Source organism: Pseudomonas tehranensis, from assembly GCF_014268615.1.
Lineage (GTDB): Bacteria > Pseudomonadota > Gammaproteobacteria > Pseudomonadales > Pseudomonadaceae > Aquipseudomonas > Aquipseudomonas tehranensis.
In genome coordinates this window covers 1-14,491 of sequence record NZ_JABWQV010000117.1, presented here as the reverse complement: position 1 = coordinate 14,491, position 14,491 = coordinate 1, and the positions used below count along the sequence as shown (strand labels likewise).

The 14,491-nt window shown below is 61.6% G+C and carries 10 protein-coding genes; 9 read left to right on the top strand and 1 reads right to left on the bottom strand.

Features of this window, described 5'->3' with window-relative positions; all coding sequences use genetic code 11:
- Positions 1-238 precede the first annotated feature (238 nt).
- A complete protein-coding gene (locus tag HU811_RS16905) occupies positions 239-1,615 on the bottom strand; it encodes an L-serine ammonia-lyase (protein WP_092403479.1) in 1,377 nt (458 codons plus the stop codon).
- 426 nt (positions 1,616-2,041) lie between these two features.
- Here HU811_RS16905 and HU811_RS16900 point away from each other — a divergent pair, with 426 nt between their 5' ends.
- The 9 genes from HU811_RS16900 to mdtD all read left to right on the top strand — a co-directional run bounded on the left by HU811_RS16900 (position 2,042) and on the right by mdtD (position 14,468).
- Positions 2,042-2,989 (top strand): choline ABC transporter substrate-binding protein, encoded by a 948-nt coding sequence (locus HU811_RS16900; RefSeq protein WP_092403481.1) that lies wholly within the window; start codon positions 2,042-2,044, stop codon positions 2,987-2,989.
- A gap of 66 nt (positions 2,990-3,055) precedes the next feature.
- The gene (gene choW, locus HU811_RS16895) at positions 3,056-3,901 is read left to right on the top strand and encodes a choline ABC transporter permease subunit (protein ID WP_092403485.1); all 846 of its coding nucleotides are present in this window, start codon (positions 3,056-3,058) and stop codon (positions 3,899-3,901) included.
- The gene (gene choV / locus HU811_RS16890; RefSeq protein WP_092403483.1) at positions 3,898-5,076 is read left to right on the top strand and encodes a choline ABC transporter ATP-binding protein; all 1,179 of its coding nucleotides are present in this window, start codon (positions 3,898-3,900) and stop codon (positions 5,074-5,076) included. The genes choW and choV overlap by 4 nt, the downstream gene beginning before the upstream one ends.
- A gap of 474 nt (positions 5,077-5,550) precedes the next feature.
- Positions 5,551-6,171, top strand: a complete 621-nt coding sequence (gene betI / locus HU811_RS16885) for a transcriptional regulator BetI (RefSeq protein ID WP_186657062.1) — start codon at positions 5,551-5,553, stop codon at positions 6,169-6,171.
- Between the two features lie 80 nt (positions 6,172-6,251).
- On the top strand, positions 6,252-7,724 hold the full coding sequence (betB, locus tag HU811_RS16880) for a betaine-aldehyde dehydrogenase (protein WP_092401660.1): 1,473 nt from the start codon (positions 6,252-6,254) through the stop codon (positions 7,722-7,724).
- Between the two features lie 253 nt (positions 7,725-7,977).
- The gene (gene betA / locus HU811_RS16875; RefSeq protein ID WP_092401657.1) at positions 7,978-9,681 is read left to right on the top strand and encodes a choline dehydrogenase; all 1,704 of its coding nucleotides are present in this window, start codon (positions 7,978-7,980) and stop codon (positions 9,679-9,681) included.
- Positions 9,682-10,049: 368 nt separating this feature from the next.
- Entirely contained in the window at positions 10,050-11,492 is a 1,443-nt protein-coding gene (locus HU811_RS16870) for a TldD/PmbA family protein (protein ID WP_186657059.1), read from the top strand.
- Positions 11,492-12,829, top strand: a complete 1,338-nt coding sequence (locus tag HU811_RS16865) for a metallopeptidase TldD-related protein (protein ID WP_186657056.1) — start codon at positions 11,492-11,494, stop codon at positions 12,827-12,829. Before HU811_RS16870 ends, HU811_RS16865 begins: the two co-directional genes overlap by 1 nt.
- A 211-nt stretch (positions 12,830-13,040) precedes the next feature.
- Positions 13,041-14,468 carry a multidrug transporter subunit MdtD gene (gene mdtD, locus HU811_RS16860; protein WP_092401648.1) on the top strand — a complete coding sequence of 476 codons (1,428 nt, stop codon included), beginning with the start codon at positions 13,041-13,043 and terminating at the stop codon, positions 14,466-14,468.
- Positions 14,469-14,491: the final 23 nt, after the last annotated feature.

Genomic DNA, 14,491 nt, shown 5'->3' with positions numbered 1-14,491 from the left:
GGGGGGGGCGGGCCCCCGCCACAGCCGGCCGTGAGCAGAACGGTAGCACTTGTGGGAACTGGGCTGCGGCACTTGCGCAACCGGTATCACCACAGGTGCGAATGACGAACGGTCGAGGGACGAACAGCGGTGGGTCCGACAAACGGTGTCATGTCTGTTTGCGACGCGCTAAAAGGTGGCGCGTTTGTGGATCAGTGTGCATTTTGTGAGCGATATGCGATCGCCTCTGGCGAGGCGATCAGCACTCCACCGCACTGACCGCCAGGCCACCGCGCGATGTCTCTTTATATTTGTCATGCATGTCGGCGCCGGTGTCGCGCATGGTACGGATCACCCGGTCCAGAGAGATGAAGTGCTGGCCGTCTCCGCGCAGCGCCATCTGCGCAGCGTTGATGGCTTTCACCGCCGCTATCGCGTTGCGCTCGATACACGGCACCTGCACCAGACCACCCACCGGATCGCAGGTCAGGCCGAGGTTGTGTTCCAGGCCAATTTCCGCCGCGTTGCACAGTTGCTCGGGGGTCGCGCCAAGGATCTCCGCCAGGCCCGCGGCAGCCATGGCGCATGCCGAGCCCACTTCCCCCTGGCAACCGACTTCGGCGCCGGAAATAGAGGCGTTCTTTTTGCACAGGATTCCCACCGCCGCCGCGCCGAGAAAATAATCCACCACATTGGCGTCGGTGACCGCTTCGCTGAACTTCATGAAGTAATGCAGCACCGCCGGAATGATTCCCGCCGCGCCATTGGTCGGCGCCGTCACCATGCGTCCACCGGCGGCATTTTCCTCGTTGACCGCCAGGGCGAACAGGTTGACCCATTCCATGGCACTCAGGGTCGAACCGATGACATTGGGTTTGTTCAGTTCTTGCAAACTGCGGTGCAACTTGGCTGCTCGCCGACGCACATTCAAACCGCCGGGCAGAATGCCCTCGTGCTTGAGACCTTGCTCGACGCAGTCCTGCATCGCCCGCCAGAGTTTCATCAGGCCGCTGCGGATCTCCTCCTCCGAGCGCCAGACCTTTTCGTTGGCCATCATGAGCTCGGCCACCCGAAGGTTATGGGTGCGACACAACTGGAGCAGTTCTTCGGCACTGGAAAAATCGTAAGGCAACTCGGTGGCATCCAGATCCACCACGCCGCTGGACGCCTGGGCCTGATCGACGACGAAGCCACCGCCGACTGAATAGTAGGTGTCACGGTGCAATTCAGCGTTGTCGCCTTCGGCCACCAGCGTCATGGCATTGGGATGGAACGGCAGGTTTTCGTCGATCAGGCGCATGTCCCGGGACCAGACGAAAGGCACCGGCAGACGACCGTCCAGCAGCAGGGTCTGGGTTTCGCGCAGCAGCTCGATGCGGGGGCCAATCTGCGACGGGTCGATCGCGTCTGGCCACTCGCCCATCAAGCCCATGATCACGGCGTTATCACTGCCATGGCCGATGCCAGTGGCAGACAGGGAACCGTAAAGCTGAACTTCCAGGCGCGTTACTTGTTCCAAAACACCCTGTTCACGTAAACGCTGCACAAACAGCGCTGCAGCGCGCATGGGCCCCACGGTGTGGGAACTGGACGGGCCGATACCAATTTTGAACAGGTCGAACACGCTGATTGCCATTGCCGAGAACCTCCAGAACAGGCACATCCGGGCGCAGGAGCGCCCGGTGGCGGAGCTGCTACGCTCAACGCCGGGATGCCCGCATCATCCGGCTTTTGCCAGGGCGTTCGACGTCTGACACCGACGCAATCATGCCCACCGACGTCGCCCGCCCTTTGCCCCGGTTTTACGACGTTTTTTGCGTATCAGAGGCCAGCCAAGGGCGAAAAAAATCTGTAAACGACGTCACTAACACTGGATGCGACCCTCCCTGTACTGGATACGACGCACCCTGTAGGCGACAGATTTGCACTGGTACATGATCGGTTACGGCTCGTTTGCAAGGCCGCGTGTCAGAGAGTGCTCACGCGCCCCCAACCGCAACATCCAAAAAAAGTGCGGATGTCCTTGAACGGGCGCCGCCGATAAAACACCAGGAGTCCACCCATGAAAGGTTCCACGCCGTTGTTGTTGGCCGCCATGCTGAGTCTTCCGCTGCTGGCCAACGCTGCTGAACCCGCGCAGTGCAGCACCGTCAACTTCTCCGATGTCGGCTGGACCGACATCACCGTGACCACCGCCACCACCAGCGTGGTACTCGAGGCCCTGGGCTACAAAACCAAGACCACCATGATTTCCGTACCCGTGACCTACAAGTCCCTGGCCGACGGCAAGAACATGGATGTGTTCCTCGGCAACTGGATGCCGACGATGGAAAACGACATCAAGGCCTACCGCGAAGCCGGCACCGTGGATACGGTGCGGGCCAACCTGGAGAACGCCAAGTACACCCTGGCGGTACCCGAAGAGCTCTATAACAAAGGGCTGAAGGATTTCGCCGACATCGCCAAGTTCAAGAAGGAACTGGACGGCAAGATCTACGGCATCGAACCGGGTAACGACGGCAACCGCCTGATCCAGAGCATGATCGACAAGAATGCCTTCGGTCTCAAGGACGCCGGCTTCAAGATCGTCGAGTCCAGCGAAGCCGGCATGTTGTCACAGGTCGACCGCGCCGAGCGCCGCAGCACCGCCGTAGTGTTCCTGGGTTGGGAACCACATCCGATGAACACCCGCTTCAAGATGAAGTACCTCACCGGTGGTGACGAGTACTTCGGTCCGAATTTCGGTCAGGCAACCATCTACACCAATACCCGCAAAGGCTACGTCCAGGAATGCAGCAACGTAGGTCAGCTGTTGAAAAACCTGGCCTTCACCCTGGACATGGAAAGCACGCTGATGGGCAACGTGCTTGACGACAAGATGAAGCCTGACGCGGCCGCCAAGGCCTGGCTGAAGAAAAACCCACAGGTACTCGATACCTGGCTCGCTGGCGTGACCACCATTGACGGTAAACCCGGCCTGGACGCCGTGAAAGCCAAGCTTGCGCAGTAATGCTTTTATGCCGGGCGGGTTCGCTCGTCCGGGCTGTTTATTCCTTGCATGCGGATGTTCACTACCATGCTGATTGATCAGAAAATACCCTTGGGCCAGTACATCGCGAGCTTTGTCGATTGGTTGACGCAACACGGCGCCAACACATTCGATGCCATCGCCCTGTCACTGGAAACGATGATTCACGGCGTGACGTTTGCGCTGACCTGGTTCAACCCGCTTGTCTTGATCGGCCTCATCGCTCTACTGGCGCATTTTATCCAGCGCAAATGGGGCCTGACGGTCTTCGTTATCGCAGCCTTTCTGCTTATCCTGAACCTGGGTTACTGGCAGGAAACCATGGAAACCCTGGCCCAGGTGCTGTTCGCGACCCTGGTCTGTGTCTTGATCGGCGTGCCGCTGGGCATTGTTGCCGCGCACAAGCCGCTGTTCTACACCATGATGCGTCCGGTGCTCGATCTGATGCAGACCGTACCGACCTTCGTTTACCTCATTCCTACCCTGACCCTTTTCGGGCTGGGTGTGGTCCCTGGCCTGATCTCGACGGTGGTGTTCGCGATTGCCGCGCCCATCCGCTTGACCTACCTGGGTATCCGCGACGTTCCAGACGAACTGATGGACGCCGGCAAAGCCTTCGGCTGCTCCCGTCGCCAACTGCTGTCCCGTATCGAACTGCCCCATGCGATGCCCAGCATCGCGGCCGGTATCACCCAATGCATCATGCTGTCGTTGTCGATGGTGGTCATCGCCGCGCTGGTGGGTGCCGACGGCCTGGGCAAACCCGTGGTCAACGCACTGAACACCGCTGATATCGCCCTGGGCTTCGAAGCAGGCCTGGCGATCGTATTGCTGGCAATCATGCTCGACCGAATCTGCAAGCAACCCGACGCCAAAGTAGGGGGTGACGCATGAGCATAATCCGCTTCGAAGAGGTCGACGTGATCTTTTCCAAAGATCCACGTGAAGCCCTCAAGCTGCTCGACCAAGGCATGACGCGCAACGAAATCCTGAAGAAAACCGGGCAAATCGTCGGTGTGGAAAAAGCCAGCCTGGACATTGAAAAAGGCGAAATCTGCGTACTGATGGGGCTGTCCGGCTCCGGCAAATCCAGCCTGCTGCGTTGCATCAACGGCTTGAACACCGTCAGTCGCGGAAAATTGTTCGTCGAGCATGAAGGCCGGCAGATCGACATCGCCTCCTGCAGCCCGGCCGAGCTGAAGATGATGCGTACCAAGCGCATCGCCATGGTGTTCCAGAAGTTCGCCCTGATGCCTTGGCTGACGGTGCGCGAAAACATCAGCTTCGGCCTGGAAATGCAGGGCCGGCCGGAAAAGGAACGCAAGAAGCTGGTGGATGAAAAACTTGAGCTGGTGGGCCTGACCCAGTGGCGCAACAAGAAACCTGACGAGTTGTCCGGCGGCATGCAGCAACGGGTCGGCCTGGCCCGCGCCCTGGCGATGGACGCCGATATCCTGCTGATGGACGAACCTTTCTCGGCCCTCGACCCCCTGATCCGCCAGGGCCTGCAGGACGAATTGCTGGAATTGCAACGCAAACTGAGCAAGACCATCGTGTTCGTCAGCCATGACCTGGACGAAGCCCTGAAGCTGGGCAGCCGGATCGCGATCATGAAAGACGGCCGGATCATCCAGTACAGCAAGCCCGAAGAAATCGTGCTGAACCCGGCCGACGATTACGTGCGCACCTTCGTCGCCCATACCAACCCGCTCAACGTGCTCTGTGGCCGCAGCCTGATGCGCACCCTGGACAACTGCAAGCGCATCAACGGTTCGGTGTGCCTGGATCCGGGCGGCGACTCCTGGCTCGATCTGGCCGAAGGCAACACCATCAAGGGCGCCCGTCAGAACGGCGCGGCGCTGGACCTGCAAAACTGGGCCCCGGGCCAAGCCGTCGAAGGCCTGGGCCGTCGTCCGACCCTGGTAGACTCCAACATCGGCATGCGCGACGCGCTGCAGATTCGCTACCAGACCGGCAATAAACTGGTGCTTCACGATAACCAGCAGGTCGTCGGGATTCTTGGCGACAGTGAGCTGTACCACGCACTGCTCGGCAAAAACCTGGGCTAAGCGAAACCGACGAAAACGCCGCGAGATGATCGCGGCGTTTTTGTTTGTGCAGATATGCCTTGGCACTGCCCCTGGTGGCGAGGGAGCTTGCTCACGCTCGGCTGCGCGTAGGAGCTGCCGAAGGCTGCGATCTTTTGATCTTTCGCTCAGGACTCAATTGTCTGGGAAGAGATCGCAGCCTCGTTGCACTCGACAGCTCCTACACCGCAACCCAGCGGGAGCAAACTCCCGCGCCACGAGGGGCAGGCGTGACCGCCGTTTGCTCGGCAACCAACCAACGAGTGTTATAAAGACATCCCGAAAAAGTCCTCGCCCCCTGTTCTGCGGGTTTTCACACATGAATCCCGACAAACAGCGACGACTTGTCATAGAACTTTGTTTTTGTTGATTGAACGTTCAATTAAAACAAAATAGACTGGCCTTCATTCCGATAGACCTCACTCGTCCATCGGATGGCCTAAGGAGATGTACCAGATGCCCAAGGTCGGTATGCAACCCATCCGCCGCCAGCAATTGATCGAAGCCACTATGCAAGCGGTCGATCAGGTCGGGATGGGGGACGCCAGCATTGCGCTGATCGCCCGTTTGGCCGGTGTCTCCAACGGCATCATCAGCCACTACTTCAAGGACAAGAATGGCCTGATCGCGGCCACGGCCCAGTACCTGATGACTGTCCTGAGCGAGAACGTCACCGCACGCCGTCAGGCGTTGGAGGACCCAAGCCCACGGGCTCACCTGCAGGTGATCATCGAAGGCAACTTCGACGCCAGCCAGGTCAATGGCCCGGCAATGAAAACCTGGTTGGCCTTCTGGGCCACCAGCATGCATCACCCGTCTTTGCACAGGTTGCAGCGGATCAACGATCACCGTCTGTATTCCAACCTGTGTTGCCAGTTCCGCCGCGTGTTGCCCCTGGATGAGGCACGCAGCGCGGCACGGGGCCTGGCCGCGTTGATTGACGGTTTGTGGCTGCGCGGGGCGCTGTCGGGAGACGCGTTCGATACCGCCCAGGCGCACCGGATCGCTTACGAATACATGGATTTCCAACTGGCCAAAGCAGGGGTGTCAGAGCACACAGAACCGCTCGATTCCTGAACCGCCACCGAACCGCGTAGTCAGCTGTAGACGACACGCCCCGGTGGTCAGCCAACCACTTATGCACTTGCGAGGACTTTATGGCCCGTTTCGAACTGCAAAAACTCTACATCGATGGCGCGTACAGCGATGCCAGCGGCGACGCCACCTTCGAAGCCATCAACCCTGCCAACGGTGAAGTACTCGCCCAAGTGCAGCGGGCCACGAAAGAAGACGTCGAGCGCGCCGTGGTCAGCGCCGAAAAAGGCCAGAAGGTCTGGGCCGCAATGACCGCCATGCAGCGCTCGCGCATCCTGCGCCGCGCCGTGGACATCCTGCGCGAGCGCAACGATGAACTGGCCGCTCTGGAAACCCTCGACACCGGCAAGGCCTACTCCGAAACCCGCTACGTCGACATCGTCACCGGCGCCGACGTGCTGGAATACTACGCAGGCCTGGTGCCGGCCATCGAAGGTGAACAGGTGCCGCTGCGCACCACTTCGTTTGTCTACACCCGTCGCGAACCCCTGGGCGTGGTGGCCGGCATCGGCGCGTGGAACTACCCGATCCAGATCGCGTTGTGGAAATCGGCACCGGCCCTGGCAGCTGGCAACGCGATGATCTTCAAGCCGAGCGAAGTCACCTCGCTGACCACCCTGAAACTGGCCGAGATCTACACCGAAGCCGGCGTTCCAGCGGGTGTGTTCAACGTGCTGACTGGCAGCGGCCGTGAAGTCGGCACCTGGCTGACCGAGCACCCGCGCATCGAGAAAATCTCGTTCACCGGTGGCACCGACACCGGCAAGAAAGTCATGGCCAGCGCCTCGAGCTCGTCGCTCAAGGACGTGACCATGGAACTGGGCGGCAAGTCACCGCTGATCATCTTCGACGACGCCGACCTGGATCGCGCCGCCGACACCGCGATGATGGCCAACTTCTACAGCTCCGGCCAGGTCTGCACCAACGGCACCCGCGTGTTCGTGCCGAGCCATCTCAAGGCGGCTTTCGAAGCCAAGATCGCCGAGCGCGTGGCGCGTATTCGCATCGGCAATCCAGAAGATGAAAACACCAACTTCGGGCCGCTGGTGAGCTTCGCCCACATGGAAAGCGTGTTGGGCTACATCGAGAAAGGCAAAGCCGAAGGCGCGCGCCTGCTGTGCGGCGGCGCTCGTTTGACCGACGGCGAATTGGCCAAGGGTGCGTTTGTTGCACCGACCGTATTCACCGATTGCACCGACGAGATGACCATCGTGCGCGAAGAAATCTTTGGTCCGGTGATGAGCATCCTCACCTACGAAACCGAAGAAGAAGTGATCCGCCGCGCCAACGACACCGACTTCGGCCTCGCCGCGGGCGTCGTGACCCGCGACCTGAACCGCGCTCACCGCGTGATTCATCAGCTCGAAGCCGGCATCTGCTGGATCAACGCCTGGGGCGAATCGGCCGCCGAAATGCCGGTCGGCGGTTACAAGCAATCGGGCGTGGGCCGGGAGAACGGCATCAGTTCGCTGAACAACTTCACGCGCATCAAATCGGTACAGGTCGAACTGGGCGAATACGCCTCAGTGTTCTGATCTGACGCCGAACTTGAGACTGGGGCCTTTGTGGCGAGGGAGCTTGCTCCCGCTGGGCTGCGGTGTAGGAGCTGTCGAGTGCAACGAGGCTGCGATCTTTTCCCAGACAATTGAGTCCTGAGCGAAAGATCAAAAGATCGCAGCCTTCGGCAGCTCCTACGCGCAGCCGAACGGGGATAAATCCCCTCGCCACAGGTTGCTCGGCGTCAAGGCAAACCGCGACCTGAACCCAATTCAAAAGAGGGTGCATTTCATGTCCCACGTATTCGATTACATCATCATCGGTGCCGGTTCGGCCGGTAACACCCTGGCCACCCGCCTGACCGAAGACGAAGGCGTCACTGTCCTGCTGCTCGAAGCCGGTGGGCCGGACTATCGCCTGGATTTTCGCACGCAAATGCCCGCCGCCCTGGCGTTCCCGCTGCAGGGTCGTCGCTACAACTGGGCCTACGAGACCGACCCGGAGCCGCACATGAACGGCCGTCGCATGGAATGCGGTCGCGGCAAGGGCCTGGGCGGTTCTTCGCTGATCAACGGGATGTGCTACATCCGCGGCAACGCCCTGGACTACGACAACTGGGCCAAGCTGCCAGGCCTGGAAGACTGGACCTATCTGGATTGCCTGCCGTATTTTCGCAAAGCCGAAACCCGCGACATTGGCCCGAATGATTACCATGGCGGCGACGGCCCGGTCAGCGTGACCACGCCCAAGGCCGGTAACAACCCGCTGTTCCACGCCATGGTCGAAGCCGGCGTGCAGGCCGGTTACCCGCGTACCGACGACCTCAACGGCTACCAGCAGGAAGGTTTCGGCCCGATGGACCGCACCGTCACGCCCAACGGTCGTCGCGCCAGCACCGCGCGCGGTTACCTGGACGTGGCCAAGAAGCGCTCGACACTGACCATCGTCACCCATGCCCTGACCGACAAGATCGTGTTCGAAGGCAAACGCGCGGTCGGCGTGCGTTATCTGGTGGGCGCGGCTGAAGAGCGCGTCGAGGCCCGAGCGCGCAAAGAAGTATTGCTGTGCTCCGGCGCCATCGCCTCGCCGCAGATCCTGCAACGCTCCGGCGTCGGCCCGGCCAAACTGCTGGAAAGCCTCGACATCCCGGTGGTCCATGATTTGCCGGGCGTCGGTGAAAACCTCCAGGACCATCTGGAGCTGTACCTGCAATACGCGTGCACCCAGCCGGTCTCGCTGTACCCGTCGCTGCTCTGGTACAACCAGCCGGCCATCGGTGCCGAATGGCTGTTCAACGGCACCGGCATCGGCGCCAGTAACCAGTTCGAAGCCGGCGGTTTCATCCGCACCCGCCCGGACTTCGATTGGCCGAACATCCAGTACCACTTCCTGCCGGTGGCGATTAACTACAACGGCAGCAACGGCGTGAAGGAACACGGTTTCCAGGCACACATGGGCTCCATGCGCTCGCCCAGCCGTGGCCGGATCCAGGCCAAGTCCAAGGACCCGCGCCAGCACCCGAGCATCCTGTTCAACTACATGGCCACCGAGCAGGACTGGCAGGAATTTCGCGACGGCATCCGCCTGACCCGCGAGATCATGCAACAGCCGGCGCTCGACCCGTTCCGGGGGCGTGAAATCAGTCCGGGCATCGAGGTGCAGACTGACGAGCAATTGGACCAGTTCATCCGCGAACACGCCGAAACCGCTTTCCATCCGTCCTGCTCGTGCAAGATGGGCACCGACGACATGGCGGTGGTGGACGGCGAAGGCCGCGTGCATGGCATGCAAGGGCTGCGCGTGGTCGATGCCTCGATCATGCCGATCATCACCACCGGCAACCTGAATGCGCCAACGATCATGATCGCCGAGAAAATCGCCGACAAGATCCGTGGCCGCCAGCCATTGCCACGCAGCACCGCGCCGTACTACGTGGCCGGCGACGCGCCGGTGCGGGGTAAGCCGATGCGGGAAGTGGGGCCTCTGGCGCAATAAGGCATCACACCGCTATCGCGAGCAGGCTCGCTCCCACATAGAGGCCTTGGCGGACACGGATTTTGTGCCCACCATCCGTCGACTGTGGGAGCGGGCTTGCTCGCGAAAGCGGTGGGTCAGCTTGCAACAATGTTGGATGTACCGCCGTATTCGCGAGCAAGCCCGCTCCCACAATGGGTACGGCGGCCGGCACGGATTCCGTGCTTACCAAAGATCCAATGTGGGAGCGAGCCTGCTCGCGATAGCGTCCGCCCTGACACTCCAGTATTCCCTTCTACCTTGATCCCACCCCCACCCAGGCCTAATCTAGAGCCGTCGCGTCAATGCGCCACACCTCGCTGCACCGCCACTCCAGACAAGGAGGTTCCATGTTCGATGTCCACCCCCAGCTCAAGCAGCGGTTTGCTGCCTTGCGCACGGGCGCTGAGTTCTTTTCCCTGCGCTACGTGCGCGAGTCCGGCCAGCATCTGTCGGTGCGCAAGAACATCGCCGAACCGCCCAGCCTGGGCCGTGATGAAGGGGCGATGCTGACCGTGCGGGTCGACGGTGTCGAGGCCTATGCGGCCACCAACGACCTGTCCCAGGCCGGCCTGCAAGCGGCGCTGGAGCGGGCCGAACAACAAGCCCGCCGGCTCAAGCCACACGCCCTGCTCGACTTGCGCGAGCAGGCGGTCTCCAGCGACCGCGCCGACTACTTCTCGCCTCACTTCGACCAGGCGTTCCCGTCCCTCAACGATTGCTATCAGTTACTGGGCGACGAATCCGCCGCGGTGCCCAAGGATGAGCGCCTGGTTAACTGGCAGGTCAGCATCGGCCTGACCCAGGTCGAGCAGATCTACCTCAACAGCGCCGGCGCCGAACTGCGCCAGGCCCAACGCTTTGTTTATCCGGCCCTGGACGTCACCGCCTTCGACGGCAACGACAGCCAGACCCGCACCCTGGGCCGTGAGAACTTCGGCCAGCAAGGCGGCTTCGATGTCATCAACCGCTGCGGCCTGATCGGTGCCGCACCGAAGATCGCTGACCAGGCCCTGCAATTGCTCCTGGCGCCAAACACCCCGCAAGGCCCGCGTGACCTGCTGCTAATGCCCGACCAGATGATGCTGCAGATCCACGAGTCCATCGGTCACCCGCTGGAACTGGACCGCATCCTGGGAGACGAGCGTAATTACGCCGGCACCAGTTTCGTCACGACCGACGACTTCGGGCATCTGCAATACGGCTCCCAGCTATTGAACGTGACCTTCGACCCGAACGTTCCCGAAGAACTGGCCAGCTACAGCCATGACGACGATGGCACCGCCGCCAGCAAAGAATTTCTGATTCGTGAAGGGCTGTTGCTGCGCCCGCTGGGTGGTGCGCTGTCGCAATTTCGCGCAGGCCTGAGCGGGGTCGCCAACAGCCGCGCCTGTGGCTGGAATCGCCCGCCCATCGACCGCATGGCGAACCTGAACATCGAGCCCGGCGACCAGTCGTTGGAGCAACTGATCCAGGGCATCGAACACGGCGTGCTGATGCGCACCAACCGCTCCTGGTCCATCGACGATGCCCGCAACAAATTCCAGTTCGGTTGCGAGTGGGGCCAATTGATCGAAAACGGCGAGCTCAAGGGCGTGGTGAAAAACCCCAACTACCGGGGCATTTCCGCGCAATTCTGGAAAAGCCTGCGGGCGGTGGGCGACGCCAGTACCGCTCAGGTCCTGGGCACGCCAAATTGTGGCAAGGGCGAACCGAACCAGGTCATCCGCGTCGGCCATGCCTCGCCGGCGTGCGTGTTCAGCAATGTGGCAGTGTTTGGGGGAGATGCCTGATGAGCACCGTCAATAATCAGGCCGTGGCCTTCAAGGCGTTGGTCGACTGGCTGCGTGAAGCCCTGCATGAGCCGGAACAGTTCACCCTCGGCTACGCCGCCGAATCCTCGGCCTTCGTGCGCTTCAACCATGGCAAGGTCCGCCAGGCCGGGCAGGTGCAACAGGCCAATGTCAGTTTCAAACTGATCGACGACGGCCGCCATGCGGATCTGCAGATCACCTTGTCCGGTGAGCCCGAAACCGACCAGCATCGCCTGGCCGAAGGTCTGCAACAGTTGCGCGAAACCCTGCCACTGCTGCCACCCGATCCGTACCTGCTGCTCAACCACAACCACTGGCAGAGCCACAACGTGCAAGACCATCCGTTGCCGGACACTGACCAGGCGGTGGCCGAAATCACTCGCGCCGCCGACGGCCTGGACTTGGTCGGCTTCTATGCCGCCGGCCCCATCAGCCGGGGCTTCGCCAGTTCTTCGGGGGCGTTCGGCTGGCATCAGGCCAATAGCTTCAACTTCGATTTCAGCCTGTTCCATGAAAACGGCCAGGCGGTAAAAGCCAGCTACGCCGGGCACGAATGGAGCAGCGAAGGCTTTGCCAGGCGCTTTGAACAGGCCCGCGAACAGTTGGCGTTTTTGGGCCGCCCCTTGCGCACACTGCCGCCCGGTGAATACCGCGCCTACCTGGCACCAGCGGCGATGGAAGAAATCATGGGCATGCTCAGCTGGGGCGGGTTTTCGGCCCGGGCCATTGCCAGCAAGCAAAGTCCCTTGCAGAAGTTCTACGCGAACGAAGCAAGCTTGAGCCCCGATGTGTGGCTAAGTGAGCAGGTCAGCGGTTCTTTGAGCCCGGCATTTTCCGACGAGGGTTATCCGCGCGATGACTTGGGCCTGATCGTCAAAGGCATGGCCGGTGCACAGTTGATCAACTCCCGCAGCGCCGCCGAGCACGGCCTGAACGCCAACGGCGCCAGCAGCTACGAATACCCCACGGCGCTGGTGATGAACCAAGGCCAGCTCGAGCAGCAAGACATCCTCGAACACCTCGGCACCGGGCTGTACATCAGCAACCTCTGGTACCTGAACTACTCGGACCAACCGGCCGCGCGCCTGACCGGCATGACCCGCTTCGCCACGTTCTGGGTCGAGAACGGCCAGATCGTCGCGCCAGTCAGCACCATGCGTTTCGACGACAGTGTCTACAGCCTGCTCGGTTCACAACTCGAAGGCCTGAGCCGGGAGCGGGAACTTCTGCTCTCGGCCAGCACCTACAGCCAGCGGGCCACGGCTTCGATGCTGTTGCCGGGAGCACTGGTCAAGCGCTTGACCTTGACGTTGTAGTACCAACCCTAAGCAAACCTGCGAAGGCGATTACTTGTGGCGAGGGGATTTATCCCCGCTGGGTTGCGAAGCAGCCCTAAAAACTATCACCTGGTGTATCTGGTTAACTGCATTCAATTGCTTTGGGGGCGCTCCGCGCCCCAGCGGGGATAAATCCCCTCGCCACAACAGCGGCACCCGTTCCTGATCAACACGCCATACAAGAGGCCCCATGCCCAACCGCGCACCGCTCGACGCTGTCACCGCCCGCTGGCTTCCTTGGGTCGTGGCAATTGCCTTCTTCATGCAGTCCCTGGACGGGACCATCCTCAACACCGCCCTGCCCGCCATGGCCAGCGACCTGGCGGAGAACCCGCTGCGCATGCAGGGCGTGATCATTGCCTACATGCTCACCGTGGCGCTGCTGATCCCGGCCTCGGGCTGGATCGCCGACCGCTTCGGTACCAAGAAGATTTTCTTCGGCGCGATCCTGTTGTTCAGCTTCGGCTCGTTGCTCTGCGCCTTGTCCAATTCGTTGTCCATGCTGATCGGTGCCCGGGTGATCCAGGGCCTGGGCGGCGCGCTGATGCTGCCGGTGGGCAGGTTGGTCGTATTGCGGGCCTACCCACGCTCGGAACTGGTGCGGATCATGGGTTTCATCACCATTCCTGGCCTGCTCGGCCCGCTGATCGGCCCGACCATGGGCGGCTGGATGGTGGAGTACCTGACCTGGCACTGGATCTTCATCATAAACCTGCCGGTGGGCGTGCTGGGTTGCTACGCGGTGTGGAAATTCATCCCGGACCTGCGCGGCAGCGAGCGTACGCGGTTCGATGGCCTGGGCTTTTTGCTGTTTGGCGCGGCGATGGTGCTGATCACCATCGCCATGGAAGGCCTGGGTGAACTGCACCTGCCGCACTTACGCGTGATGTTGCTGCTGTTCGCCGGCATGGCCTGCCTGGCGGCTTATTGGCTACGGGCCGGGCACATCGAAAATCCGCTGTTCGCACCGTCGCTGTTCAAGACCCGGACCTTCGCCGTGGGGATTCTCGGCAATCTGTTCGCGCGCTTGGGCAGCGGCGCCCTGCCGTTCCTTGTGCCGTTGCTGCTGCAAGTGGCCCTGGGCTATTCACCGTCCCAGGCCGGGATGAGCATGTTGCCCCTGGCGGCAGCCGCGATGGTCGCCAAATCCGTGGCCCGGCCTTTGATCGAGCGCTTCGGCTACCGCAGTGTATTGACCGGCAACACCCTGGCCCTGGGGCTGATGCTGGCGAGTATGGGCCTGGTCAGCGAACAGACGCCGTACTGGTTGCTGCTGGCGCAACTGGCGGTGCTGGGGGCGATCAACTCGTTGCAGTTCACCGCGATGAACACCGTGACCCTGATTGACCTGGACGACGCCAGCGCCAGCAGCGGCAACAGCCTGCTGTCGGTGGTGGCGCAACTGTCCCTGAGCCTGGGCGTGGCCTGTGCTGGCGCGCTGCTCGGCGGCTTTACCGCCCAGGTCGGCAACGACGGGGTGGACACCGTGCTCGGCGCGTTCCAGTTGACGTTCCTGACGGTGGGCATCATGGCGATGCTGGCGGCGACGATTTTTTCGCAGCTGTCGAAAGAGGATGGGCGGCGGACCAAGCGGCCGGATGAGCATATCGAGCACTGACCAGACTCGGTGAGCTTTCGTGG